Below are 25,685 nucleotides of genomic sequence, written 5' to 3' on the forward strand. Positions count from 1 at the left end.
CCTCACACTCCTTCAACTGTCCGCGGGAATCAGGTCGGTTCCCGCCGGACGCGGATCAGTTCCCCTGGCGTGCGGGTCACTTCCCGTAGTACGCGTTGTAGATCGAGATCGTGGACTTGTTGCCCTTCTTGTCCGTGATCTTGGCGTGGAACGAGATCGCCTTGCCCTTCTCCGGGTTCGTGACCTCGACCTTGCCGTTCTTGACCTTCAGCGGGTCCCACTTCTGGCCGTAGTCGTAACTGACGTAGAAGTAGAGCGTCTTGAGGTTGGCGCCGGCCGCCGCGCCCGTCACCTTCACCGGCACGGACTGCTTGGCGCCCGCGGGGGCCCGGCTGTCGAGGCCGACCGCCGCGTCGACGCGCACGCCGGAGACGGGCAGCTTCGTGGCGGTGGACGTCTTCTTGGAGCGGAACGTCCAGTTGGCGTCGACCCGCGTGGAGGCCGCGGAGACGGCCACCGAGCGCTTCACGGACGTCGACAGCTTGTACTCGGCGTCACCCGCGGGGACCGTGAACGGCTTGTCGCCGGTCAGCGGGTCGTCGTTGGTGCCGATCTGGGTGCCGTCGCGGGTCAGCGTCGTCTTCACCGAGGTGTAGAGCGAGCCGCCCGCGTGCGTCTTGCCGTCGGCGAACACCGGCAGGTAGCCCGCGAGCTTGTCGCCGTCGCGCACGACTCCGTAGTCACCGCCGACGCGCGGCCCGATGACGGCCGTGTTGAACGTCTTGGTGTACGTCTTGCCCCCGGCGAACGCCTGCGGCTTGCCGAGCGTGTACTGCGCGTCGATGATCGGCCAGCCGTCCTCGTCGACACCGCCCCGCTGCTCGTACTCCAGGCTCCACTTCACCTTGTCGTCCGTGGAGACGTACAGGGTGCGGGTGCTCGGCGCCTTCTGCGGGGCGCTGAAGCCGGTGGCGCTGAAGCTGCCGGGCAGGCGGCCGTAGGCGGTGGCCGTGGCCTGCTTGCCGCTGGAGGACGCGCCGAGGCCCGCCTTCACGGTGGCGAGGTCGGCGTCCTTGTACTCGCGGGTGAAGCCGGTCGCGAGCTGCTTCACGGGGCCGCCGGCGACGGTGCTGTACTGCGCCTTCTCGCCCTTCGTCCAGTGCCCCTCCCACTTCTGCAACAGCGAGCCGTCGGTGACCTGCGGGCCGAGGTGCGCGCTGCGCAGCCCGGTGTACGAGTCCAGCCACCAGCCGAAGCCGTAGCCGTCCTCACCCGCGGTGATCTCGTACGAGGGCGAGGCGAACACGGACTTCGCGGCGGACGACGGCACGCTGATGTCGACCGGCTTGGCGGTGCGGGCGTCCACCGTCAGCGTCGCGTCCTTGGTGACGTCGAGCTTCGGCTGCGAGATCCAGTCGGCGCCCTTGGTGACGTCCTGCGGGTCGACGAGGACACCGGCGTCCAGGACGTAACCGCCCTTGGGCACCCGGACCTTGGCGGTCCCGGACTCGTCGTACACCGGGAGGAACTGCTCCTTGCCGAGCCCGGAGATGCCGACGAGCGTGGTGTTGTAGTGCTTCGCGGCCTGTCCGTCCCGGCCGATGTGCTTGACCGTCAGGTCGTACGACTCGACCTCGCGGTCGACCGCGGCGGCCGTGCGGACGCTCTGGCCGCCGCCGGTCGCCACCACGTACGCGGAGTAGCCGCCGTCGACCGCCCCGCCGAAGCGCGTGTCGGCCGTGAGGTCGACGGAGGCCGTGCCGCCCGCGGGGACGGTGACCTTCTTCGCGCCGAGCGTGAAGAACCCGTCAGGCGCGGGCCTGCCCTTCGGGTCGACGGACTCGGCGGTGAGGTCGAGGGTGACCTCGTCCTTGCCGAGGTTGCGATAGGTGACCTTCTTGGTGACCGGCTTGTCGTCGGTGTGCGGCCACAGCTGGGTGCCGAAGCTGACCGACACCGGGTCGGCGATCACCGTCTGCTTGATGGCCCGGTCCACGGCGATACGGCCCGAACCCTGCTGGAACGCCGTGTACTTGCCGCCCTTGGTGGACGCGGTCAGCGCGCCCTTCAGCTCCGGCTGCTTCCAGTCGGGGTGCTGCTGCTTGAGGAGGGCGGCGGCGCCCGCGGCGTGCGGGGTCGCCATCGACGTACCGGAGATCGTCAGATAGCCCTCCGGCTTCTGGCCGACCTCCTTCTCGATCTCACTGCCGGGCGCGGCGGCGGCCGTGATGCCGACGCCGGGCGCGGTCACGTCGGGCTTGATGGCACCGTCGCCGACACGCGGGCCCTGGCTGGAGAACTCCGCCAGCTTGTCGTTGTCGTCGACCGCGCCGACGGTCAGCGCCGCGTCCGCGCTGCCGGGCGAGCCGACCGAGCGGGGCGAGCCGTCGTTCCCGGCGGCGATGGCGAAGAGGATGCCCTTGTCGGCGGAGACCTTGTTGACCGCGGCCTCCAGCGGGTCGACACCCGGGGTGTCACCGCCGCCGAGGCTCAGGTTCACGACGTCGGCGCCCTCGGCCGCGGCCCAGTCGATGCCCGCGATGATGCCCGAGTCGTCGCCGGAGCCGGTGTCGCCGAGCACCTTGCCGCTGAGGACCTTCGCGCCCGGGGCGACGCCCTTGTACGCGGCGTTCTTGGCGCCGGTGCCCGCCGCGATGGACGCCACGTGCGTGCCGTGCCCGACGCGGTCCTTGGTGTCCGGCGACGGCGTGAAGTTCTTGTCCCCGACGACCTGTTCCTTCAGGTCCGGGTGGGTGGCGTCGACGCCCGTGTCCAGGACGGCGATCTTGACGCCCTTGCCGTCGTACCCGGCCTCCCACGCCTTCGGAGCGCCGATCTGCTTGACGGACTTGTCGAGGCTGGCCTTGCGCACCCCGTCGAGCCAGACGCGGCTGATGCCGGACGCGGTCGTGCGCTCCCCGTCCCGCTCGGCCGTCAGGGCCTGCCACAGTTGGGCGGCGTCCCGCTTGGGGGTCTGCACCGCGTCGGCGTTGAGGGTCTTCAGGGCGCGGCGGAGCTTGGTGCCGCCCGCGTCGCGCACCTCGGACCTGGCCGCACCGGCCGCGCCCTTGTAGCCGACGATGACCTTCAGGCCCTGCTTCTGGGCGGTGCGGTTGGCCTTCTTGCTCAGCTCGGTGACGTCGAACAGACGCTGGTCAAGCGTGCCGTCGGCGATCAGGCGCTGGGCGTCCGCCGGTACGACGAGGATGTGGCCGTCCCGCTGGGTGGTCCGCACGGGTATCCGCTCACGGCCCTTGGCGGGGTCGAACGCGATGGGGCGCCCCGAGCTGTCCAGGGTGACGCGGTCGCCGGTGAGCAGCGTGATGTGGTGGCGTACCGGCACCCTGACTTCGTCAGCCGAGGTACCGGCCGGGCGGGCCGCGTCCGGGTCGGCCTGCGCCGGGCTGGTCATGCCCGCCGCGAGCGCCACGGCTGCGGCGGTGGCGACGGCGGCCGCTGCGGCACGCCGCGCGGTGACCGGTCTCTTCGCTTTCTGTACTTGTCTGAGCAAGTTTCCCCCTCAAGGTGAAAGCACTGAGTCACGCACTATGTCAAGGAGGACGATATCTGCTCAACTATGAGGCAGAAGTGATTAGTTGGTGTTGTTGGCCGGTTCAACATGGTGCCGCAACACCGTGGACACGACGGTGGCCCGCACCCCGGTGGGGTGCGGGCCACTGCGCGTGGGCCGGAGGGGTTCGCCGGTCAGACGGCGGAGCCCGCCTTCCACTGCGCCCAGCTCATGTTCCAGCCGTTGAGGCCGTTGTCCGGGGCGATGACCTTGTCGCCGGTGTTGCGGACGTCCACGACGTCACCGGTGATCGAGTTCTCGAAGAACCAGGCGCCGGGCTTCGACTTGTCGCCCGCGCCCTTCGCGTCCTGCAGACCGATGCAGCCGTGGCTGGTGTTCACGTTGCCGAAGATCGACGGCGAGCCCCAGTAGTTGCCGTGGATGAAGGTGCCGGAGGAGGACAGGCGCATGGCGTGCGGCACGTCCTTGATGTCGTACTCGCCCTTGCCGTCGTTGTCCGTGAAGCCGACGGTGGCGCCGTTCATCCGGGTCTCCTTGAACTTCTCGGAGATCACCATCTTGCCGTTGTACGTCTTGTTCTCCGGCGAGCCCGCGGAGATCGGGATCGTCTTGACGACCTTGCCGTCCCGCATGATCTTCATCTGCTTGGTCTTGGCGTCGACGACCGAGACCTGATTGCGGCCGATCTTGAAGGTGACGGTCTTCTGCTGGACGCCGTAGACCCCGTCGGCGCCCTCGACGCCGTCCAGGTTCAGCTTCAGGGTGACCGTGGAGTTGCCCTTCCAGTAGTCCTGGGGGCGGAAGTCGAGGCGGTTGGCCCCGAACCAGTGCCCGACGACTTCCTGGCCACTGCTGGAGGACACCTTGACGCGGGACTGCACGTCCTTCCTGTTCGTGATCGCCTTGTCGAAGTTGATCGACACCGGCATGCCCACGCCGACGGTCGAGCCGTCCTCCGGCGTGAAGCTGCCGATGAAGCTGTTGGCCTTCGAGACGGTGGTGAACGAGGAGTTCTCGTGCGCCTTGCGGCCCTCGGAGTCCTTCGCCGTCACCGCGATCTTGTAGGTGGTGGCGCGCTCCAGTTGGGCGCTCGGCTTCCACGACTTCTTGTCCGCGGATATCCGGCCGGCGACGGCGGTGCCGTCCTCGGTCTTCATGGCCACGTTCGTGAGCGTGCCCTCGCTCACCGTGACCTTGGCGTCGTTGTTGATGCCGGTGTTGTCGGAGCCGTTCTTCGGCGCGATCTCGATCTTGGCTTCCGAGGTCTTCTCGGCCGCCGCCTCGTCGACCTGGTTCTGCGACTTCTTGCCGCTGCCGGAGCCGCTCTTGTCGCCGCCGTCGTCGCTACAGGCGGAGAGCACAAGCACCCCGCCGACCAGGGCGGACACGGCCATCAGACCCCTGCGCCGCTTACTGTCCGTCATTACACGCTTCTCCATCGTCGCCGAATCCCCAAGACCCCGCGGGTCCCCCCGCAACCCCGCCTAACGCCTTGCCGGTTCATCCCGTTCCATTTCAGCCGAAGATGTGGTGAACGCCACGTCGGCGGTGCGGCCGGGACTGCCGTGCATCCAGGAGACGACTGAGCCCCGGGCGGCGGTTGCCGCCCGGGGCTCCGAGTTTCGGAAAACGCTTCCCGGGACGCTGTTCGCCCGCCGCGGCTACGGCTCGTCGCCGTCCTCGGCGTCATCATGCTCGTCCGGGTCCCATTCCGGCGAATCGGGGTCGTAGTCGATCACCTCGCTGCTCCACGAGGCCTGGGTCAGCTCCACGCCGGGGACGTTCCCGACGAGGTCGACGGGGTCCACGAGGTAGGCGAGCGCCTCCGCGTCGTCCTCCTTCACGGCCGCCTGGGCGTGCGCCCGCTCGTCGTCCGGCATGTACGTGTCCTGGGCGATGCGCCCGAGGGCGGTGGAGCGCAGGTCCTCGGGGCCGTCGACCTCGACCACCAATTCGACGCGCAGTCGCACAAAGCGTGATGTCTCGTCCGTACTCATACGCCGGAGCGTACGGCCCGTCACCGGCTCGGCTTTCCCGCGACCCGCGCCTTTCACTAGCATCGCCCCAGACGGCCAATTCGCCAGCTCCACAAGGGGGATCCGTTTCCCGTGATCGCACGTCGACCGTTGCTGACCGCAGCCGCAGCCGGGGCCCTGCTCGGCGCCCTGTGGTTCGTCCCCTCCGCGAAGGCGACCGCGTCACCGGGCGCGCCCGGCGACATCGCGCGCCACTCGGCGAGCTCGACGCACGAGACAGCCCACGCCGACGGCCGCCTCGCCGACTCCGGCAGCGTCGACACGACTCCGTACGTGGCCGGGGGCACGGCGTTCCTGGGTCTTGGGGCGGGGTTCGTCCTGTACTCGGTGCGGCGGGAGCGGGTGGAGGCCGCCTGACGGCGGCTACTGGGCCGTGGGCGCCGTCTCGGCACCCCGAGTGACGAAGTCGGCCGTGTCCAGTTCGAAGCCGAAGGGTTCGGGGATGTGCAGCACGTCCCCGAACGGCACCGTGGTCCGGGACCGGTACCCCCTCGGCGACGGTTCCCAGAAGGCCGTGACCTCCTCGGCCTGCATGTCGAGCACGAGATAGACGGGCACCACGCACCCGTACGCATCCAGCTTGTCCAGCCAGTCGACGTCCTTGGTGGACACGGAGGTCAGTTCGGCGACGAGGGAGAGGGCGGCGCCGTCCGCGTGGCGGCCCTCGCCCTCGAACGCGGCCTCGTCGGCGACGTGCAGGTCCGGCCCGAAGGCCCGCCCGACACTCGGGAAGCTGAAGAGAAAGGGAGACGTGTCGACGTCGTGCCCCTCCGGGGCATGCGGTTCCAGCTGGCGCCGAAGCGACTTCATCGGCTTCTTGTAGCGCAGCTTGGACCACGGCGACACGACGATCTTCCCCCGGATGAGCTCGGTCTTGTAGCCGTCAGGCGTGTTGAGTTCCTCGACGAGTCGCAGCAGGTCCTCGAAGGTTTCACCCGAGGAGGGCTCCATGGTCGCCGCCGGCCGCTCGGTCATGGTGGTCACCACGGTCCTCCATCGGCTACAGAACGTGTCGCTGCCTCCACGGTAGCCCCGGCGGGAGCCAAGGGCCCCCCACCCCACGGGGACGACTCCTCCGCCGCACTCACGCCGCGACCGCCCAGCCGTCCGGCCGCCCCGCCCCCAGCTCGAACCAGAGCAGCTCTCCGCCCCGGCCGAAGAGGTCGTCCCCCAGCGGGTAGCCGCCCCACACGTGCGCGTAGTGGCAGACGAGGAACAGCCCGCGTCCCCCGTCGCCCGCCGCAGCCGGGGTGAGCGGGACCGGGCGGAGGGCCCCGCACCGGCCGTGCTCGCCGTCGCCCCGGTCGAACGGGGGCGGGACGCGCGGGTCGGTGTCCCACACCGCGACCCGCAGGCCGCGCCCGCCGTCCAGCTCGCGCAGCCGCAGCGCGGCGGGGCCCCCGCTGTGCCGGTAGGCGTTGGTGACCAGCTCCGACGTCAGCAGTTCGGCCACGTCGTTGAGTACGGAGAGGCCGTGCGCGGAGAGGACGGTGCGGAGGGTGGCTCGGGCGATCCGGGGGGGAGCGGGGGTCGTGCGGGAGGTGGAGGGCGTACGCCCAGGCGGGGGCGGGAGTTGGGGGTTGTGGCGGGGATACGGTGGCCATGGCTGGCTCCTGGGGGACGGTGGGTCGACTCGTACACGACTCACCGTAGCGGCGAAAATGTAAGGTCTTCCATTGTTGGAGCGAAGAGCTTCCATTCCCACTCGTGTGGGTGACGACTCCGGCACGCCTCAGGGAAAGTGACGCCCGATGCCACCCAGTAACACCGTGACCCTGCGCCAGCAGCGACTCGGTACCGAACTGCGCAAGCTCCGCGAGCGCGCGGGGCTCACCTCGACCGCGGCGGCCGCCCTGCTCGGCGGCCCCCAGGCCCGCATCAGCAACATCGAAGCGGGGCGCTACGCGGTGGGCGCCGACCGCGTCCGCACCATGGCCCGGAACTACACCTGCGCGGACGACCACTACATCGACGCACTCACCGCGATGACCGGTGGCCGCAAGCGCGGTTGGTGGGAGGAGTACCGCGACACCCTCCCCACCGGACTGCTCGACCTGGCCGAACTGGAGCACTACGCAACGGCGCTGCGCGTGGCGGTCACGATGCACATGCCGGGGCTGCTGCAGACCATCGACCACGCACGCGCCACCATGCGCGAATCCGTCCCGCCCCTGCGCCCGCACGAGATCGAGCACCGCGTCTCGTACCGCGTGAAGCGCCAGGCAGTCCTCTTCGAGGGCACGCCGACGCCGTACACCGCCATCGTCCACGAGGCAGCCCTGCGGATGGGCTTCGGCGGGCCCGACGTGGCCCGGGAGCAGCTCACGTATCTGCGGGAGATGAGCGAGCACGACACCGTCACCGTGCTGGTCATCCCCTTCGGCGAAGCCCGCTTCCCGGCTTCGGGCCAGCCCATCACGTACGCGTCCGGGCCGGTCCCGCAGCTCGACACCGTGGTCCTCGACACCGACCATGGGTGCGAATTCCTGGACGCGGAGGCCCAGTTGGAGCGCTACCGGTCCGTACTGGACCGCATGGAGTCACGCGCCCTCCCCGAAGCCTCGTCCCGCACCCTGATCGAACGCATCGCCCGCGACAGCTGAGGAACCCCCGATGTCCGAACTCCAGTGGCAGAAGTCCACATTCAGCGCAGAGGCCGCCAACTGCGTATACGTCGCCGCGTCGGCAACCGGCACCGTCCACCTACGCGAAAGCGACGACCCCGACACCATCCTCACCACCGGCCCCCGCCAGCTCCGCGCCCTCATAGCCGCCCTGCGCCCGGCGGAGCCGTTCAACGCTCATTGAGCCCCAAGGCGTTCCAGCCCCAACTCCCGTTTTCGTCCGACCTCTTGGGCGCGGCGGCGATCGTCCGTACCTTTGACGATCAGCCGTACCGACCGGTTCCGTCGCGCCCAGGAGGCTCCCATGCCAGGAACGGGCTCAGACAAGGGTTTTGTCCGCCGCATCGGCCCCTTCCAGGCCACCGCCATCAACATGAGCCAGATGTGTGGCATCGGACCTTTCGTGACGATCCCGCTGATGGTCGCGGCGTTCGGGGGGCCGCAGGCCGTCACCGGGTTCGTCGCGGGTGCGCTGCTCGCGCTCGCCGACGGGCTGATCTGGGCGGAGCTGAGCGCCGCGATGCCGGGCTCCGGCGGGAGTTACGTGTACCTGCGGCAGGCGTTCCAGTACCGCACGGGGCGCCTCATGCCGTTCCTGTTCGTGTGGACGGCGATGCTGTTCATCCCGATCGGCATGTCCACCGGCATCGTCGGCTTCGTGCAGTACCTGGGCTATCTGGCCCCCGACATGGGGCAGACCACGGGCGACCTGATCGGGCTCGGCGTCATCGCCCTCGTCATCGCGCTGCTGTGGCGGGGCATCGAGCACATCGCGCGGATCACGGCCGTGATGTGGGTCGTGATGCTCGTGTCCGTCGGCTGCGTCATCCTCGCGTCGCTCACGCGCTTCGACGCCGACATGGCGTTCACGTACCCGTCCGACGCGTTCGAGCTGACGAGCAACAGCTTCTGGGTCGGCTTCGCGGGCGGCCTGACCATCGGCATCTACGACTACCTCGGCTACAACACGGCCGCCTACCTCGGCGCCGAGATCAAGGACCCGGGGCGCACCCTGCCCCGCGCGATCGTCTTCTCGATCCTCGGCATCATGACGATCTACCTGCTGCTCCAGATCGGCACGCTGGGCGTCATCGACTGGCACCGCATGACGGACCCCGGCGACATCGCCTCGACGTCCGTGGCCTCAGCGGTACTTGAGGAGACCTGGGGCAAGGGCCCCGCCGACGTGATCACCGTACTGATCCTGGTCACGGCGTTCGCGTCGGTCTTCGCGGGCCTGCTCGGCGGCTCCCGGGTGCCCTACGACGCGGCGCGCGACCGCGTCTTCTTCCGCCCCTACGCCCGGCTCCACCCCCGCCACCGCTTCCCGACGCTGGGCCTCGCGACGATGGGCGTGGTGACGTCGGCGGGCTTCCTGCTCGGCCGGCACACGGACCTGGCGACCCTGATCCAGTTGCTGACGGCGGTGATGGTCCTGGTCCAGGCGCTGGCGCAGATCCTCGCCCTGACCGTCCTGCGCCGCCGCAGGCCCCACCTCCGCCGCCCCTACCGCATGTGGCTCTACCCGCTGCCGAGCTTCGTCGCCCTCGCGGGCTGGCTCGTCATCTACGGGTACGCCGACGAGAACTCACCGGGCCGCCACCCCATCGAGTGGTCCCTGGCGTGGGTCACGCTCGGGTGCGTGGCGTTCGTGGTGTGGGCGCGGTTCGAGAAGGTGTGGCCGTTCGGGCCGAAGGAGATCAGGGAGGAGTTCCGCACGGAGGCGGAGGCAGAGGCGGAGGCCGCCGGGGCGGTGGGCGACGGCCCGGCTCCGGACGAGCCGGAGCCGCTGCCGAAGCCCTAAGAAAGCCCCTCGGTTCAGGCCAGCGGGCCCGTGACCGTCTCCGCCGCCGCGACGACCCCGCCCCGCCGTACGAACTCGTCGGCCGCCGCGAGGTCCGGCGCCAGGTAGCGGTCGGGTCCGGGGCCCTCGACGCCCGCCTTGCGGACGGCCTCGATGACGGCGCGGCTCGCGGGCGCCGGGGTCAGGCCCGTGCGCAGCTCGACGGCGCGCGTGGCCGCGTACAGCTCCACGGCGATGATCCGCGCCAGATTGGCGACGGCCGTCCGCAGCTTGCGCGCGGCCGACCAGCCCATGGAGACGTGGTCCTCCTGCATCGCCGACGACGGGATGGAGTCGGCGGAGGCCGGGACGGCGAGCCGCTTCATCTCGCTCACCAGGGCCGCCTGCGTGTACTGGGCGATCATCAGGCCCGAGTCGACGCCCGCGTCGTCCGCGAGGAACGGCGGCAGGCCGTGGCTGCGGTTCTTGTCGAGCAGCCGGTCGGTGCGGCGCTCGGAGATCGAGCCGAGGTCGGCGGCGGCGATGGCGAGGAAGTCCAGGACGTACGCCACGGGGGCGCCGTGGAAGTTGCCGTTGGACTCGACGCGGCCGTCGGGCAGGACCACGGGGTTGTCGACGGCGGACGCCAGCTCGCGCTCGGCGACCGTACGGGCGTGCGCGAGGGTGTCCCGGCCCGCGCCCGCGACCTGCGGGGCGCAGCGCACCGAGTACGCGTCCTGCACGCGGGGCGCGTCGTCCTGGTGATGGCCCGTCAGGCCCGAACCGGCGAGCACCGCCAGCATGTTGGCGGCCGACGCGGACTGGCCCGGGTGCGGGCGGATGGCGTGCAGCTCGGGGGCGAGGACCTTGTCGGTGCCGAGCAGCGCCTCCAGGCTGAGGGCGGCGGTGACGTCGGCGGACTTGTACAGCGTGTCGAGGTCGGCGAGGGCCATGACCAGCATGCCGAGCATGCCGTCGGTGCCGTTGAGGAGAGCGAGGCCTTCCTTCTCGCGCAGTTCGACGGGGGCGATGCCGTGCGCGGCGAGCAGCTCGCCCACGGGCTTCAGCTCCCCGTCCGGGCCCTCGGCCTCGCCCTCGCCCATCAGCGTCAGCGCGCAGTGGCTGAGCGGGGCGAGGTCACCGGAGCAGCCGAGGGAGCCGTACTCGTGGACGACCGGGGTGATACCGGCGTTCAGGATGTCCGCCATGGTCTGCGCGACCTCGGGGCGTACGCCGGTGTGGCCCGAGCAGACCGTCTTCAGGCGCAGGAACATCAGCGCGCGCACGACCTCGCGCTCCACCCGCGGGCCCATGCCGGCCGCGTGCGAGCGGACGATGTTGCGCTGCAGCTGGGCGCGGAGGTCCGGGCCGATGTGCCGGGTGGCGAGGGCGCCGAAGCCGGTGCTGACGCCGTAGACGGGGTCCGGCTTGGCCGCGAGCGCGTCCACGATCTCGCGGGCCGCGGCGAGGGCGGTGACGGCGTCCTCGCCGAGTTCGACGCGTGCGTTGTGGCGTGCGACGGCTACGACGTCCTCTGCGGTTGTGCCGGTGGTTCCCAGCACCACGGTCTGCATATCCATATTCAGGGAGCCTACGCACTGAATCGCCTCGTGTCACGAGTCCGTCTGCTCCCGGCCGGCCGCCGCTTCCCGTCGGCGACTTCCCACTCGCCCGCCCGTTTCCAGCCCACCTCAGGCTCCTGGCCGCCTGCGCCACGGCCCGTTGTTCGGCGGCTGCGGGCCGTCTGAGTCGGGGGCGGCCTTCGGCAGTCACGCGCCGCCCGCCCCCGGCCGTGGGCAGCTGGGCCGCCCGGAAGCGGGGAGAGGTGCCTACCTCCCGCGGAAGCGTCTCCGTTCGCCCGCCCCCGCAGGCCGTGTCGAATCGGCGAGGCGGATCACCGGGTCCTCGCCGCCCGCAGGGCCCTCCCGTCCCGCCACCACCGGCTTGACCGCGCCCGCGGCCTTCGCGCGGTACTGGGCCGCGTCCGCGAGCCGGAACAGGCGTCGGGCCGACCGCACCGCGCCGATCGGGTCGCCGGTCGACGCAACGCCGCAGGCGACCCCGTCCCCGAGCTCCAACTCGTCCGCCCGCACGCAGAGTTCGTCGGCGACCCGCACCACCTCGTCGGCCGAAGGCCCCACCGAGAGCAGACAGAACTCGTCCCCGCCGAGCCGCGCCGCGAGCGCCCCCGGCAGCATCGCCCCGCACAGCGACAACACCGACCCGAACCGTTCGAGCAGCCGGTCCCCCACCGCGTGCCCCAGGCTGTCGTTGACCCGCTTGAGCCCGTTCAGGTCGCACACGACGAGGCTCACCACCGCCCCCTCGACCCGGTGCCGCTCCACCGCCTCGTCGAGCCGCAGGTCGACCGCGCGCCGGTTGGCGAGTCCGGTCAGGGCGTCCGTGAAGGCCAGCCGCCGCGCTTCCTCCAGCCGCTCGGTCTGGGCGATCCCTGCGGCGACCACGGCCGCGAGCACGGAGGCGAAGTCCGCGTCGCCCCGCCCGAACACGGGCTCTCCCACGGGCCGTGCCACATACAGCTCGCCCCAGGCCCGCCCGTGCAGCACGACCGGCGCGACCACGCAACACCCGCGCCCGCGCCTGCGCAGCGCGGCCACCCGCTGGTGGCAGTAACCGGCACGCTCCCGGTCCCCGGGCCCACCCGCCGTCTCCACCCACGCGTGCGGCTCCCCGCCCCCGGCCCACCGCTCGTGCAGGAACTCGGTGATCTCCGGGAACTGATGCACGGGGTAGGCCTCGCCGTCGGGGAACTCCTCCTCCCCCGGGGCGCGTTCACCGACATTGGCGAGCACCCGCAGCCGCCCGCGCTCCCGCTCCCAGACGGACAGCGCGGCGAAGCTGCCGCCCAGGGCCAGCAGCGCGCCCTGGGCGGCGGCCCGCCACGACTCACGCGGAGTGTGCGCGGCGGCCATGCCCTGTGCCAGGGCCACGACGGCACGCAGCCGAACGTCCTCACCCATTGCTCCAGGTTACGGACATTTCACCCATAGAGAGATCTGGCGGATGAATTCCCACACCCCAACCCGCACCGGAGCCCTCCGGCCACACCCGCCAGGGCTGCCACCGCCATCGTCCGTCTCGCGCCTCAGGCGCCACACGGCGATGATGCGGCCCGGCGCAGCGCGGCGGCGTGACAGCAGCGCGGCAGCGCGACAGGGACATGGCGGCGTGACAGCAGCGTGACAGCGGCATGGCGACAGCGCGGCGCGGCTGGCGCAGCCCGGTGCGGCTGGCCCCACAGTCACGGGCGGGCGGGTGGGAAACCCGCCGCGTCAGCGGCGGGACGGCTGCAGCGACCCGGCAGCCCGCGACCCACCCCGCCGGGACGGCGCACACGGGACGGTGCGACTGGTCCGAGAGTCACGGGCGGGCGGGTGGGAGCAAACCCGCCGCGGCAGCGGCGGGACGGCTGCAGCAGCCCGCACCCCCAAAGGCGCCCCCGCCAGGCTATTCCCCGGGCCACTCCGGCTTCCGCTTCTCGTTGAACGCGGCCACGCCCTCCGCCCGGTCCCCGGAGAACGCCACCGAGCGCCAGGCCGCGTCCTCGACCTCGAGTCCGGCCCGGAGGTCGAGACCGTGGCCGAGGCGGAGGGCGCGCTTGGCGGCGCGCAGGCCGACGGGGGAGTTGGCGGCGATGCGGGCCGCGAGGGCGAGCGCCTCGTCGCGGTCCTCACCGGCCCCGGCGACGAGGTCGACGAGCCCCAACTCCTTGGCCTCGGCGGCCTCCACGCGCCGCGCGGAGAAGATCAGCTCGGCGGCCCGTGCCGCCCCCACGCGCCGGGGCAGCAGCTGCGTACCGCCGCCCCCGGGAATCACGCCGACGGACACCTCGGGCAGGCCGACGACGGCGCTGGGGTCGGCGACGATGATGTCGCAGGACAGGGCGAGCTCGAAGCCGCCGCCGAGCGCGAAGCCGTGGACGGCCGCGACGGTCGGCATCGGCAGGTCGAGGACGCCGGTGTAGGCGGCGCGGGCGACGGGCCGCTGCCGCACCAACTCGGCGTCGGAGAAGGAGTTCCGCTCCTTGAGGTCGGCGCCGACGCAGAAGGCGCGCTCATGGGTGGAGGTGAGCACCACGACGCGCGCGTCCGGGTCCGCGGCGAGCGCCGCGCAGGCCTCGCCGATCGACCGGGCCATGGCACTGGACACGGCGTTCATGGCCTTCGGCCGGTCCAGCGCGAGCTCGGCCACGTACCCGTGCCGCCGGACCTCCACGAACTCCCCGAACCGACGCTCGCCCATGACCCCTCCACCTCCGGTTAACGACCGTTACCCGGCGATCATGTCAGCCACCGCGCCCGTTGGATACCCGGCCCGGCGCACGGGTCAGCCACAGCAGGTCGGCGGCAGCGGCCAGCCGCAGCGGGGCAGCCGCAGCCGGTCAGCCCCGGCGAGCCAGCCCCGGCGAGCCAGCCGCAGCCGGTCAGCCCCGGCGCGCGAGCAGCCAGGGCTCGACGATGCCGAGCCCGCGGACCGGCCGCTGCCACATGGGCTGCAGGGCGAAGCGGTAGCCGGGCGGCTCCTCGCCCTCCTTCTCGGCCTTCTCCGCCAGGGCGGCGGCCTCCGTCTCGGAGGCGGGCGCGTCGCCGGTGCGCACCAGTTCCTCGGCGAGCGCGCCGTCGACGAGCACGGCGTCCCGTGGCGCTATGGAGGTGAGCCGGGACGCGAGGTTCACGGTGGTGCCGAAGACGTCGCCCATGCGCGTGGTGACGGTGCCGAAGGCGATGCCGACGCGCAGTTCGGGCATGGTCTCGTCGTTGGCCATGGTCTCGATGAGGCGCAGCGCGATCTCCGCGGCGGTGCCCGCGTCGTCGGCGGCGTACAGGACCTCGTCGCCGAGGGTCTTGATGAGCCGCCCGCCGTGCGCGGCGACCAGGTCGGCGGCGGTGGTCTCGAACGCCTCGACCAGCTCGCCCAGTTCCTCTTCCTCCATGCGCCGGGTGAGCCGCGTGAACCCGACGAGGTCGGCGAACCCGACGGCGAGCCGCCGGTCGACCATCTCCTCGTCGTCGGCGGCCTGCACGACCCGCCCGGTGGCGGCGGCGAGCTGGCGGCGCCACACGTACACCAGGAACTCCTCCAGCTCCGGCAGGAGCAGTTCCACCAGGGGGTACGTGACCTCGGTGCGGGTCATGCCCGGCTCCGGCGGCTCGGTCAGGCCCTCCAGGAACGAGTCGATCTGCCATTCGGCCAGGCGGGCGGTGGTCTGCCCGGTGGAGCGCGCCACCTGCACGGCCATGGCCTCGCTGAGCAGCCCCGCCTCCACCAGACCCGCGAGCCGCCGCAGCGCGAGCACGTCGGCCTCGGTCAGGGCCTTGGCCTGGCCGATGTCCGGGAAGCCCATGGCCCGCCAGAAGCGCGAGGCCAGCTCCATGGAGACACCGGCGCTGCGGGCCGCCTGGAACGGGGTGTAGCGGCGGTCGGCGCCGAGGATGAGCTGTTCGAGGCGGAGCGCGAGCGGGTTCTTGCCGGCGCCGTCCGCACTGTCCAGGCCGTCCGCGCCGTCAAGTCCGGCCGTGCCGTCCAGGCCGTGCGCCCCGTCCAGGCCGTGCGCGCCGCTGTCGGCTCCGGGTCCGCCCCCGGAGAGGTCCGGTTCGTCCGGCTTCTCGTCCGCCCCGCTCCCGTCACCTTCCGGGTACGCCGATTCCGCCGGGCGGGGGTCACCGTCGGGGCCGGGGGGTGTGCCCTGGCCGGAGCCGGTGTCGTCGACGGTCACGCCTGCTGCCCTTCCGATCTGCCGTGGTCAGATATCGACCGGCGCCAACTTTACGGCAGGTGTGCCGCAGCTCACTCCCGACTCCGGCGTGCCGGTGCGACCGATGTCCGCGGCGCGCCCGCGCGGGACCTCGACCGCGGGCGCACGGCCCCGCTCAGCCCTCCCCCGCGGGCCGCAGATGCACCACGTCCCCGGCGCCCACCGGCTCCCGCACCCCGTCCTCCGTGGCGAGGACCAGACGCCCGTCGCCGTCCACGGCGACGGCCTCGCCCGTGACGTCCCGCCCGCCGGGCAGTTCGGCCCGGACCTGGCGGCCGAGCGTGGCGCACCCGGCCGCGTACGCCTCCTGGAGCCGGGTGAGCGCCGGGTCGCCGCCCGCCGCCCGCCACTCCCCGTACCAGCGCTCCAGCTCGCGCAGCACGGCCCGCAGCACCGGGTCGCGGTCGGTAGCGGCCGCCCCGGCGAGCGCGAGGGACCCGGCCCCGGGCACGGGCAGTTCGTCGGCGCGCAGGGAGACGTTGACGCCGATGCCGACGACGATCCCGCCGCCGCCGACGGACCCGGCGCGCTCCACGAGGATGCCGCCGGCCTTGCGCTCCTCGCCGGTTGGGGCCTCCCCTGGACGGAGCTTGTCGGAGTCCTTGGGGACCGTGACGAGGAGGTCGTTGGGCCACTTCAGGGCGGTGTCGACGCCGGCGGCGCGGGCGATGCCCGCGGCGACCGCGACGCCGGTGAGCAGCGGCAGCCACCCCCACCGCTCCACCGGTACGTCGTCCGGCTTGAGCAGGACGGAGAAGAAGAGGCCGGAGCGCGGGGGCGCGCTCCAGCGCCGGTCGAGGCGCCCGCGCCCCGCGCTCTGCTCCTCGGCGACGAGGACGGCGCCCTCGGGCAGTTCGTCGGCGCGGGCGGCGAGGTCGGCGTTGGTGGAGCCGGTGGCGGCGACGACGTCGAGGGAGGTCCACAGGCCGCCCTCGCGGACGAGGGCGCGGCGCAGCGAGGCGGCGGCGAGGGGCGGCCGGTCCAGGTCGGACCAGCGGTTCGGGGGGTCGTTTGAGTCATTCCGCGGCGTCATGCAAGCCACCCTAGGTGTGGTAAACGCCGCACTGCACAGGCGAATGCGCGCCGATACGCTACGGGGCAGTAGCCAGCTGGCACCGCGTGCCACCAGCGCACGCCGTCACCCGCCCCAGTCCCCATTGAGCAGGCAGGGAGCCGCGACCCGATGTCCGAGCCGCAAGAGCCCAACCGGGCCGACACGCCCGACACTGAGATCGACATCCACACGACGGCCGGCAAGCTCGCCGATCTGCGGCGCCGCATCGACGAGGCGAAGCACGCGGGTTCCGCGCGGGCGGTCGAGAAGCAGCACGCGAAGGGGAAGCTGACGGCGCGCGAGCGGGTCGAACTGCTTCTGGACGAGGGCTCGTTCGTCGAGCTCGACGAGTTCGCCAGGCATCGCTCCACGAACTTCGGCCTGGAGGCCAACCGGCCGTACGGCGACGGGGTGGTGACCGGGTACGGCACGGTGGACGGCCGTCCGGTGGCGGTGTTCTCGCAGGACTTCACCGTGTTCGGCGGCGCGCTCGGCGAGGTCTTCGGCCAGAAGATCGTGAAGGTGATGGACTTCGCCCTGAAGACGGGCTGTCCGGTGGTCGGCATCAACGACTCGGGCGGCGCCCGCATCCAGGAGGGCGTGATGGCGCTCGGGATGTACGGGGAGATCTTCCGCAGGAACACCCACGCGTCCGGTGTGATCCCGCAGATCAGCCTCGTGGTCGGCCCGTGCGCGGGCGGCGCGGTGTACTCCCCCGCGATCACGGACTTCACGGTCATGGTCGACCAGACGTCGCACATGTTCATCACGGGCCCGGACGTCATCAAGACGGTCACCGGCGAGGACGTCGGCTTCGAGGAGCTGGGCGGCGCCCGCACGCACAACGCGACCTCCGGCGTGGCGCACCACATGGCGGGCGACGAGAAGGACGCCATCGAGTACGTGAAGTCGCTGCTCTCGTACCTGCCGTCGAACAACCTGACCGAGCCCCCGGCCTTCCCGGAGGAGGCGGACCTCGAACCGTCCGACGAGGACCGCGAGCTCGACACGCTCGTGCCGGACAGCGCGAACCAGCCGTACGACATGCACACGGTGCTCGAGCACGTCCTGGACGACGCCGAGTTCTTCGAGACGCAGCCGCTGTTCGCGCCGAACATCATCACGGGCTTCGGCCGCGTCGAGGGCCACCCGGTGGGTCTCGTCGCCAACCAGCCGATGCAGTTCGCGGGCTGCCTGGACATCGACGCGTCCGAGAAGGCGGCGCGGTTCGTGCGCACCTGCGACGCGTTCAACGTGCCCGTGATCACCTTCGTGGACGTGCCGGGCTTCCTGCCGGGCGTCGACCAGGAGCACACGGGCATCATCCGCCGCGGCGCGAAGCTGATCTACGCCTACGCCGAGGCCACCGTCCCCCTCATCACCGTCATCACCCGCAAGGCGTTCGGCGGGGCGTACGACGTGATGGGCTCCAAGCACCTGGGCGCCGACCTGAACCTCGCCTGGCCGACGGCGCAGATCGCGGTGATGGGCGCGCAGGGCGCGGTGAACATCCTGCACCGCCGCACGATCGCGGCGGCGGAGCCCGAGGACCAGGAGGCCACCCGGGCCCGCCTCATCCAGGAGTACGAGGACGCGCTCCTGAACCCGTACACGGCGGCCGACCGCGGCTACGTCGACGCCGTGATCCTGCCGTCCGAGACCCGCTCGCACCTCGTACGCGGACTGCGTCAGCTGCGCACGAAGCGGGAATCCCTGCCTCCGAAGAAGCACGGCAACATCCCGCTGTAGTCCCCGCCGTCCCCGAAGGGAGCCACTGTGATCAAGGTCGTACGGGGCAATCCCACCCCTGAGGAGCTGGCCGCCGCCCTGGCGGTGGTCCAGGCGCGCGCCGCGGCGGCCGCGCAGGCGCCGTCCGGCGCGCCCCCGGTCCCGGCCGCCTGGGCGGACCCGGCGCGGGTGGCCCGGGAGCGGATGCCCGCACCGGGCGCGGCGGCGTGGAGCCGCACGTACTGGCCGGGGTGACCCGAGGTGTCCGTGGGGCGCGCGCGACCCGTGCGCGCCCCACGGCCCGGCCTCCGGATCAGCTCCCGAGCACCGACCCGAAGCTCTTGTTCTGGTAGGTGAGGCCGAACGCCTTCTCGCTGAGCGTGTACGCCCCGGTCACCGTGACCCCGGCGGCCGACCCGCGCAGCACCCAGTCCGAGCCGTCGTCCCAGCGCGCCCCGGGGAACACGTCCTCGCCGGTCGCCGCGACGACGAGCTCGGCCCGGCCGTCGCCGTCGGTGTCTTCCAGGCGGACGGCGGAGCCGAAGCGGTCGTCGTCCTCGGCGGCTCCGGGCACGCCCGCGGTGCTCTGGTTCAGGGCCTGCGCGCCGGCGCCGGTGAGGCCGGACGCGGAGCCCTTGAGGAGGGTGACGGCGCCGGTCGCGATCCGGCCGCCCACGTCCTCGGCGGGCGCGCCGACCGCGACGTCCGCGTAGCCGTCGCCGTCGACGTCGCCGACCGCGGCACTCGCGCCGAACTCGTCGGCGCCCTCGTCCACGCCCGGCACGCCCGGGCTGTCCTGGTCGAGGACGGTCTTGCCGCCGGTGCCGGGGCCCGCGGGGCCGCCGTAGTAGACGCCCACGCCGCCGCCCTTGCCGACGTTGAAGTCGGTGACGACGACGTCGGCGTAGCCGTCCTTGTCGATGTCGCCGGAGCCCTTCAGGCCGGTGCGGGTCGGGGGCAGCGCGGCGGGCTGATCGGTGAACTTCATGCCGTCGCGGCCTCCGGCCCAGTGGCCGAACCAGCCGTTCAGCTCGTCGCCCTCCGCGTTCTCGATGCCGGAGGCGAGCAGGTCGTCGTCGCCGTCGCCGTCGTAGTCACCGGCGTCCAGGCGCTCGACGAGCCGGTAGCCGTCACCGCTGCCCATGTCCAGCCGCCGCTGCTCGGGCGCCCTGGTGCGCGTGAAGCCGTCGCCGGAGAGGCTGACGGCGCCGTAGTACGAGTGCGTGGCGAGCTGCTGCTTGCCGTCGCCGTCGAAGTCGCCGACGACCACGGACTCGCCGTAGTACAGGTCGAGGTCGGGGTGCGGCGTGACCGTGCTCAGGCCGCCGTTGTCCAGGCCGCCCCGGCCGCCCCACAGGACGGTCATGAGCCCGGCGTTGCCGTTCTCGCCCGGGACGCCGACGACCAGGTCGGTGTACCCGTCGCCGTCGAGGTCCCCGGTGTCGTACGCCCCGCCGAACCGGTCCCCGGCCTCCGGGGTGCCCGGCACCTTCGCGGAGGCCTGGCTGATCAGCGCCTTGCGGCCGCCCTCGACGCCCCGCGCGGTGCCGTACAGGACGGCGACGTGCCCGGCCTTCTTGACGCCGTTCACGGTGGCCTTGGGGGTGGCGAGCACCACGTCTCCGTAGCCGTCGCCGTTGAAGTCGGCGGCCTCGGGGGCGGCGGGTGCGGCGGGGGCCGCCGCGGCCGTGCCGGACAGCGGGACCAGCAGGCCCGCGGTGGCCGTCACGGCCGTCGCCACCGCGGTCAGGACACTTCTGCGCATCTTGCGCATATCGGTTCGCTCCATTCCCTGGAAACCCTCGGCTGGTTGACGCTGGGCGGCGCCCGGGGGTTGTACGGGTGAACGGACTCAGGGCGGGAAGCGCGGGAAGTTGAGTACGCGTACTCAGGCGCGGGGCGCGGCGCGGTCGCAGCATCGGAGCCATGCTGTGGTCCGACCCGGAGAACGACCCGCCCAAGGACATGCGGGAGATGCAAGCGAAGATGCGCCGTGCCGGTGTCCTGCTCGCCCTCGCGATGGTGGTGGCGATGCTCGTCCTGGGCGTGATCTGAACCGCCCGGCGACCCTCGCTAGGCTGACCGCATGAGTGATCAACCCCGCCGTCTCGTCCTAGCCTCCCAGTCCCCGGCCCGGCTCGGCCTGCTGCGCCAGGCGGGCCTCGCGCCCGAGGTCATCGTCAGCGGCGTCGACGAGGACGCGGTGACCGCGCCCACCCCCGCCGAGCTGGCCAAGGCCCTCGCCGAGGCGAAGGCGTCGGTGGTCGCGGCCCGCCCGGAGGCCAAGGGCGCCCTGGTCGTCGGCTGCGACTCCGTCCTCGAGCTGGACGGCCGGGCGCTCGGCAAGCCCGCGGACGTCGCGGAGGCCACCGCGCGCTGGCAGGACATGCGGGGCCGCGCGGGCGTCCTGCAGACCGGACACTGCGTGTACGACACGCTCTCCGGCGAGCACGTGGCGGCGACCGCGTCGACGGTGGTCCGCTTCGGCAAGCCGTCCGACGCGGAGATCGCCGCGTACGTCGCCAGCGGCGAACCGCTGCACGTGGCGGGCGCGTTCACGCTCGACGGCCGCTCGGCGCCGTTCATCGACGGCATCGACGGCGACCACGGCAACGTCATCGGCCTGTCCCTGCCGATGCTGCGGCGCCTGCTCGGGGAACTGGGCGTCGGGATCACGGAGTTGTGGGCGGACTAGGGGGCCAGCGGACCAGGGGCACGCGAGGGCACGTACGAGGGCCGGGTCCACGGGGCCGCTCAGGCAGCCTGCGGGGCACCGTCCACACCCACGGCGTCCCTCCTGTCGTACGCCACCAGCGGCAGCACGATGAGGCCGAGCACCGCCATCATCAGGACGAACGCGAGCCAGCCCACCAGGCCGATCGCGAACGCGCCGAGCAGGCCGTGCGTCACGGCGGCGCTGATCAGCAGGATCTTGCCGAAGCGGCCGGGCGCGCGGTCGGTGGCGGCGGTGCGGGCGAGGACGAGGCCGCACAGCGCGAGGTAGAGCCCGAAGAGGCCGCCCGCGACCCAGGCGCCCACGCTCATCGCGTGCGGGTCGAGCCCGCCCATGGACATGTCCTGCTTGTCGACGACGAGCCCGAGGAACCAGTTGAGGAGGACGATCCCGACCGCCTCGGCCCAGAGCGCGATCGCGCCCACCCACGCCACTGGTCTGCGCGCCACGGCGCCCACCCACTCTCTGCCGACTGCTGTTACCGCTGGTACGTGTGAGACATCGGCACGCTACATGGGGGCTCCCCCTGCTCCTCAAGAGCTCGGGCGAGGGTAAACCCAAGGACAAGGGCCGTACCGCAGGCAAAGAATCCTTGGGCCATTCGTAGGGACTCCACAAAGAATGGCCGCGCGCCGCAGCACTGCCTCACAGAGACCTTGACCACACCGGAGGGCTACGCTGCCGGGAAAGGACCCTGCGTACCACGGTGCGACAAGGGATTTCGGGGATCGACAGGGCCTCGGATCACGCTCCGTGTGGGCAAGCTCACCATTGGGGACGGGTCGTAAGGCCGTGTCGGCAGTCCCTAAACTCGGCTTGTTTCAAGGAGGGAGCCATCGTGCGCAAGGTGCTCATCGCCAACCGTGGCGAAATCGCTGTCCGGGTCGCCCGGGCGTGCCGGGATGCCGGGATCGCGAGCGTTGCCGTTTATGCGGACCCCGACCGGGACGCACTGCATGTGCGGGCCGCTGACGAGGCGTTCGCTCTTGGCGGTGACACTCCGGCCACCAGCTACCTGGACATGGCGAAGGTGCTCGCCGCGGCCAAGGACTCCGGGGCGGACGCGGTCCACCCGGGCTACGGCTTCCTCTCCGAGAACGCGGAGTTCGCCCAGGCGGTCCTGGACGCCGGTCTGACCTGGATCGGCCCGCCGCCGCAGGCGATCCGGGACCTGGGCGACAAGGTCGCCGCCCGGCACATCGCGCAGCGCGCGGGTGCCCCGCTGGTCGCGGGCACGCCGGACCCGGTCTCGGGCTCCGACGAGGTCGTCGCCTTCGCCGAGGAGCACGGCCTGCCGATCGCCATCAAGGCGGCGTTCGGCGGCGGCGGCCGCGGCCTGAAGGTGGCCCGCACCCTCGAAGAGGTGCCGGAGCTGTACGACTCCGCGGTCCGCGAGGCCGTCGCGGCCTTCGGCCGCGGCGAATGCTTCGTGGAGCGCTACCTGGACAAGCCGCGGCACGTGGAGACCCAGTGCCTGGCCGACCGGCACGGCAACGTGGTCGTGGTCTCCACCCGTGACTGCTCGCTCCAGCGCCGCCACCAGAAGCTGGTGGAGGAGGCCCCGGCGCCGTTCCTCTCCGACGCCCAGGTCGAGGAGCTGTACAGCGCCTCGAAGGCGATCCTGAAGGAAGCCGGCTACGTCGGCGCGGGCACCGTCGAGTTCCTCGTCGGCGCCGACGGCACGATCTCCTTCCTCGAGGTCAACACCCGCCTCCAGGTGGAGCACCCGGTCACCGAGGAGGTCGCCGGGATCGACCTGGTCCGCGAGATGTTCCGCATCGCCGACGGCGAGGAACTGGGCTACGACGACCCGGCGCTGCGCGGTCACTCCTTCGAGTTCCGCATCAACGGCGAGGACCCGGGCCGGGGCTTCCTGCCCGCGCCCGGCACGGTCACCAAGTTCGCGGGCCCGTCCGGTCCCGGTGTCCGCCTCGACGCGGGTGTCGAGTCCGGCTCGGTCATCGGCCCGGCCTGGGACTCGCTGCTGGCCAAGCTGATCGTCACGGGGCGTACGCGCAAGGAGGCCCTGGAGCGGGCCGCGCGCGCCCTCGCCGAGTTCGAGGTCGAGGGCATGGCCACCGCCATCCCGTTCCACCGCAAGGTGGTCGCCGACCCGGCGTTCGCGCCCGAACTGACCGGCTCCGACGAGCCGTTCACGGTCTTCACCCGGTGGATCGAGACCGAGTTCGTCAACGACATCCCGCCGTTCGCCCCCGTGGGCGGCGACGCCGACGAGGAGGACGGCGACCGCGAGACGATCGTCGTCGAGGTCGGCGGCAAGCGCCTCGAGGTCTCCCTGCCCGCCGGTATGGGCATGTCCCTCGCGCGTACGGGGCTCTCGGCGGGCGCCAAGCCGAAGCGCCGCGCGACCAAGAAGTCCGGGCCCGCGGCGTCCGGCGACACCCTCGCCTCGCCCATGCAGGGCACGATCGTCAAGGTCGCCGTCGAGGAGGGCCAGGAGGTCAAGGAGGGCGACCTCATCGTGGTCCTCGAGGCCATGAAGATGGAACAGCCCCTCAACGCCCACCGTTCCGGTACGGTCAAGGGCCTGCAGGCGGAGGTCGGGGCGTCGCTGACGTCGGGCGCCGCGATCTGCGAGATCAAGGACTGAACCTTCCCCAACCCCGCCCCTTCCCGAACCCGGGGGCTGCCGCCCCCGGACCCCCGCTGATCGGCGCTCCGCGCCTCGTCCTCAATCGCCGGACGGGCTGGGAAAATCCAGCCCGTCCGGCGATTGAGGAGCGGGGTCTGGGGCGGAGCCCCAGTTTCGGAGAAGGGGCGGGACTGGGGCGCCCCCGCGAGGAGACCCCATGCGCGCCGACGCCCGCCGAAACCACCACCGGCTCCTCAGCGAGGCCCGCACCGCGTTCGCGGAACACGGCACGGACACCTCCCTGGAGGACGTGGCCCGCCGAGCGGGCGTGGGCATCGGCACCCTGTACCGCCACTTCCCCACTCGCCACGCCCTGCTGAGCGCCGTCTTCGAGGACGCGGTCAGCGACCTCCTGACGCGCTCCCGCGCCCTCCTGGACGCCCCGCAGCCCTGCACCGCCCTGGTGGAGTGGCTACGGGCGATCATCACGCACGCGGGTGAGTACCGCGGCCTCGCCCGTGCCCTCATGTCGGCCTCACGGGACGACAGTTCCGCGCTGGCGCGGTGCAGCCGCCCGATGCGGGAGGCGGGCACCCGGCTCCTGGAACGGGCCCAGGCGGCGGGCGCGGTACGCGAGGGCGTGTCGATCGACGACCTGCTCCAGCTGACGAACGCGATCGCGCTGGCGGCGGAGGAATCCCCGGACGACCCACAACTGGCGGACCGCCTCCTGATGTTGACGCTGCGCGGCCTCAAGGCGGAGCCCGGCATCCACACCACAGCCGGGCCCGGCGCCTGAGGGCACCCCGAATCGCCCCCGGACAGCTGGGGGTCGGCCGGGCAGGGCCGACCCTCCCCGCCCTACCGCCGGCGCAAGTCGGCGACCCGCGCCGCCCGCTCCCCGGCCGGCTGCTCGCCGAGCACGGACGCGCTGCGCAACTGCGGCCCGGCGCCGGGCCCCGCGCCATGGCCCCCGTGCCCCCGCCGCTGACCGGGCAACGGCACGTCCCTGCGTGGCTGCCGGCCTGCTGGGACGGAGTCAACTCCGGGGGCCTGGCCGGGGCCCGCCGACGCTCCGGCGACCGCGATCTGCACGCCCTGGTCGGCCAGGGCCTGCAACTCGGTCGCCGCGCGGTCGTCGTGCGCGGGCGGCTCGTCCGTGACCAGACGTGTGATGACGTCCGTCGGCACCGTCTGGAACATGGTGTCGGTGCCGAGCTTGGTGTGGTCGGCGAGGACCACCACCTCCGCGGCGGCCTGCACGAGCGCGCGGTCCACGCTCGCCGACAGCATGTTGGACGTGGACAGGCCGCGTTCGGCTGTCAGGCCGCTGCCCGACAGGAACGCCCGCGACACCCTGAGCCCCTGGAGGGACTGCTCGGCGCCGCTGCCCACCAGCGCGTAGTTCGAGCCGCGCAGGGTGCCGCCGGTCATGACGACTTCGACCCGGTTGGCGTGGGCGAGGGCCTGTGCCACCAACAGGGAGTTGGTGACGACGGTCAGGCCGGGCACCCGCGCGAGCCGGCGGGCCAGCTCCTGCGTGGTCGTACCCGCCCCGACGACGATGGCTTCGCCCTCTTCGACGAGACCCGCCGCGAGATCGGCGATGGCCGTCTTCTCGGCGGACGCGAGATGTGATTTCTGCGGAAAGCCGGACTCCCGCGTGAATCCGCCCGGCAATACCGCACCGCCATGTCGGCGGTCGAGGAGTCCTTCTGCCTCCAGCGCGCGCACGTCCCGCCGTACGGTCACTTCGGAGGTCTGGACGACGCGGGCGAGCTCACGGAGCGACACCGCTCCGTTGGCCCGCACCATTTCGAGGATCAATTGGCGACGTTCTGCAGCGAACACGAAACTGACAGTAACCCCAACGACCGTCTGCTTT

The 25,685-nt window shown here is 72.1% G+C and carries 23 protein-coding genes; 10 read left to right on the forward strand and 13 right to left on the reverse strand.

The genetic code is table 11. From position 1 onward, the window contains the following. Positions 1-76: 76 nt before the first annotated feature. The 3 genes from ACZ6BG_RS11220 to ACZ6BG_RS11230 all read right to left on the reverse strand — a co-directional run bounded on the left by ACZ6BG_RS11220 (position 77) and on the right by ACZ6BG_RS11230 (position 5,469). Positions 77-3,352: a S8 family peptidase gene (locus ACZ6BG_RS11220; RefSeq protein WP_469000212.1), complete on the reverse strand. Its 3,276-nt coding sequence runs from the start codon at positions 3,350-3,352 to the stop codon at positions 77-79. Between the two features lie 293 nt (positions 3,353-3,645). After that, positions 3,646-4,896, reverse strand: coding sequence for a L,D-transpeptidase (locus ACZ6BG_RS11225; RefSeq protein WP_468999648.1), 1,251 nt, complete (start codon positions 4,894-4,896; stop codon positions 3,646-3,648). Positions 4,897-5,133: 237 nt separating this feature from the next. Then, positions 5,134-5,469 (reverse strand): hypothetical protein, encoded by a 336-nt coding sequence (locus ACZ6BG_RS11230; RefSeq protein ID WP_385714259.1) that lies wholly within the window; start codon positions 5,467-5,469, stop codon positions 5,134-5,136. 111 nt (positions 5,470-5,580) lie between these two features. Between ACZ6BG_RS11230 and ACZ6BG_RS11235 the strand changes: the two genes are divergently transcribed. Next, the gene (locus ACZ6BG_RS11235; RefSeq protein ID WP_468999649.1) at positions 5,581-5,865 is read left to right on the forward strand and encodes a hypothetical protein; all 285 of its coding nucleotides are present in this window, start codon (positions 5,581-5,583) and stop codon (positions 5,863-5,865) included. 6 nt (positions 5,866-5,871) lie between these two features. Here the strand turns inward: ACZ6BG_RS11235 and ACZ6BG_RS11240 are convergent, their stop codons facing one another. Together ACZ6BG_RS11240 and ACZ6BG_RS11245 are read right to left on the reverse strand one after the other, a co-directional pair. Further along, on the reverse strand, positions 5,872-6,483 hold the full coding sequence (locus ACZ6BG_RS11240; RefSeq protein ID WP_469000215.1) for a Uma2 family endonuclease: 612 nt from the start codon (positions 6,481-6,483) through the stop codon (positions 5,872-5,874). Positions 6,484-6,592: 109 nt separating this feature from the next. After that, complete coding sequence (locus ACZ6BG_RS11245; protein WP_468999650.1) at positions 6,593-6,961, reverse strand: ATP-binding protein; 369 nt, start codon at positions 6,959-6,961, stop codon at positions 6,593-6,595. 298 nt (positions 6,962-7,259) lie between these two features. Between ACZ6BG_RS11245 and ACZ6BG_RS11250 the strand changes: the two genes are divergently transcribed. The 3 genes from ACZ6BG_RS11250 to ACZ6BG_RS11260 all read left to right on the forward strand — a co-directional run bounded on the left by ACZ6BG_RS11250 (position 7,260) and on the right by ACZ6BG_RS11260 (position 9,936). Then, the gene (locus ACZ6BG_RS11250) at positions 7,260-8,111 is read left to right on the forward strand and encodes a helix-turn-helix domain-containing protein (RefSeq protein WP_468999651.1); all 852 of its coding nucleotides are present in this window, start codon (positions 7,260-7,262) and stop codon (positions 8,109-8,111) included. A gap of 10 nt (positions 8,112-8,121) precedes the next feature. Next, positions 8,122-8,316 (forward strand): DUF397 domain-containing protein, encoded by a 195-nt coding sequence (locus tag ACZ6BG_RS11255; RefSeq protein ID WP_468999652.1) that lies wholly within the window; start codon positions 8,122-8,124, stop codon positions 8,314-8,316. 120 nt (positions 8,317-8,436) lie between these two features. Beyond that, positions 8,437-9,936 carry an APC family permease gene (locus ACZ6BG_RS11260; RefSeq protein ID WP_468999653.1) on the forward strand — a complete coding sequence of 500 codons (1,500 nt, stop codon included), beginning with the start codon at positions 8,437-8,439 and terminating at the stop codon, positions 9,934-9,936. A 14-nt stretch (positions 9,937-9,950) separates the two neighbouring features. On the opposite strand, the gene hutH is transcribed toward ACZ6BG_RS11260, so the two are convergent. From hutH to ACZ6BG_RS11285, 5 genes are all read right to left on the reverse strand, one after another. After that, complete coding sequence (gene hutH, locus ACZ6BG_RS11265) at positions 9,951-11,489, reverse strand: histidine ammonia-lyase (RefSeq protein WP_469000217.1); 1,539 nt, start codon at positions 11,487-11,489, stop codon at positions 9,951-9,953. 255 nt (positions 11,490-11,744) lie between these two features. Beyond that, the gene (locus ACZ6BG_RS11270; protein WP_468999654.1) at positions 11,745-12,896 is read right to left on the reverse strand and encodes a GGDEF domain-containing protein; all 1,152 of its coding nucleotides are present in this window, start codon (positions 12,894-12,896) and stop codon (positions 11,745-11,747) included. Between the two features lie 487 nt (positions 12,897-13,383). Continuing rightward, positions 13,384-14,178, reverse strand: a complete 795-nt coding sequence (locus ACZ6BG_RS11275) for an enoyl-CoA hydratase/isomerase family protein (RefSeq protein WP_468999655.1) — start codon at positions 14,176-14,178, stop codon at positions 13,384-13,386. Positions 14,179-14,359: 181 nt separating this feature from the next. Further along, the gene (locus ACZ6BG_RS11280) at positions 14,360-15,652 is read right to left on the reverse strand and encodes an adenylate/guanylate cyclase domain-containing protein (RefSeq protein WP_468999656.1); all 1,293 of its coding nucleotides are present in this window, start codon (positions 15,650-15,652) and stop codon (positions 14,360-14,362) included. Between the two features lie 154 nt (positions 15,653-15,806). After that, positions 15,807-16,724 (reverse strand): biotin--[acetyl-CoA-carboxylase] ligase, encoded by a 918-nt coding sequence (locus ACZ6BG_RS11285; protein ID WP_468999657.1) that lies wholly within the window; start codon positions 16,722-16,724, stop codon positions 15,807-15,809. 150 nt (positions 16,725-16,874) lie between these two features. Here ACZ6BG_RS11285 and ACZ6BG_RS11290 point away from each other — a divergent pair, with 150 nt between their 5' ends. After that, on the forward strand, positions 16,875-18,494 hold the full coding sequence (locus tag ACZ6BG_RS11290; RefSeq protein ID WP_468999658.1) for an acyl-CoA carboxylase subunit beta: 1,620 nt from the start codon (positions 16,875-16,877) through the stop codon (positions 18,492-18,494). A gap of 27 nt (positions 18,495-18,521) precedes the next feature. Continuing rightward, complete coding sequence (locus ACZ6BG_RS11295; RefSeq protein WP_030363570.1) at positions 18,522-18,728, forward strand: acyl-CoA carboxylase epsilon subunit; 207 nt, start codon at positions 18,522-18,524, stop codon at positions 18,726-18,728. 58 nt (positions 18,729-18,786) lie between these two features. Here the strand turns inward: ACZ6BG_RS11295 and ACZ6BG_RS11300 are convergent, their stop codons facing one another. Then, positions 18,787-20,262 carry an FG-GAP-like repeat-containing protein gene (locus tag ACZ6BG_RS11300; protein ID WP_468999659.1) on the reverse strand — a complete coding sequence of 492 codons (1,476 nt, stop codon included), beginning with the start codon at positions 20,260-20,262 and terminating at the stop codon, positions 18,787-18,789. 137 nt (positions 20,263-20,399) lie between these two features. Here ACZ6BG_RS11300 and mmpB point away from each other — a divergent pair, with 137 nt between their 5' ends. Together mmpB and ACZ6BG_RS11310 are read left to right on the forward strand one after the other, a co-directional pair. Next, complete coding sequence (gene mmpB / locus ACZ6BG_RS11305) at positions 20,400-20,528, forward strand: morphogenic membrane protein MmpB (protein ID WP_468451140.1); 129 nt, start codon at positions 20,400-20,402, stop codon at positions 20,526-20,528. 31 nt (positions 20,529-20,559) lie between these two features. Continuing rightward, complete coding sequence (locus ACZ6BG_RS11310) at positions 20,560-21,168, forward strand: Maf family protein (RefSeq protein WP_468999660.1); 609 nt, start codon at positions 20,560-20,562, stop codon at positions 21,166-21,168. Between the two features lie 59 nt (positions 21,169-21,227). Here the strand turns inward: ACZ6BG_RS11310 and ACZ6BG_RS11315 are convergent, their stop codons facing one another. Next, positions 21,228-21,656, reverse strand: coding sequence for a hypothetical protein (locus ACZ6BG_RS11315; protein WP_468480471.1), 429 nt, complete (start codon positions 21,654-21,656; stop codon positions 21,228-21,230). A 389-nt stretch (positions 21,657-22,045) separates the two neighbouring features. Between ACZ6BG_RS11315 and ACZ6BG_RS11320 the strand changes: the two genes are divergently transcribed. Next, positions 22,046-23,818: an acetyl/propionyl/methylcrotonyl-CoA carboxylase subunit alpha gene (locus ACZ6BG_RS11320; RefSeq protein ID WP_468999661.1), complete on the forward strand. Its 1,773-nt coding sequence runs from the start codon at positions 22,046-22,048 to the stop codon at positions 23,816-23,818. Positions 23,819-24,017: 199 nt separating this feature from the next. After that, on the forward strand, positions 24,018-24,599 hold the full coding sequence (locus ACZ6BG_RS11325) for a TetR/AcrR family transcriptional regulator (protein ID WP_468999662.1): 582 nt from the start codon (positions 24,018-24,020) through the stop codon (positions 24,597-24,599). A 62-nt stretch (positions 24,600-24,661) separates the two neighbouring features. On the opposite strand, the gene ACZ6BG_RS11330 is transcribed toward ACZ6BG_RS11325, so the two are convergent. Next, the gene (locus tag ACZ6BG_RS11330) at positions 24,662-25,651 is read right to left on the reverse strand and encodes a DeoR/GlpR family DNA-binding transcription regulator (protein ID WP_189728425.1); all 990 of its coding nucleotides are present in this window, start codon (positions 25,649-25,651) and stop codon (positions 24,662-24,664) included. Positions 25,652-25,685 lie beyond the last annotated feature (34 nt).

This window comes from Streptomyces sp. NPDC041205, assembly GCF_055591765.1.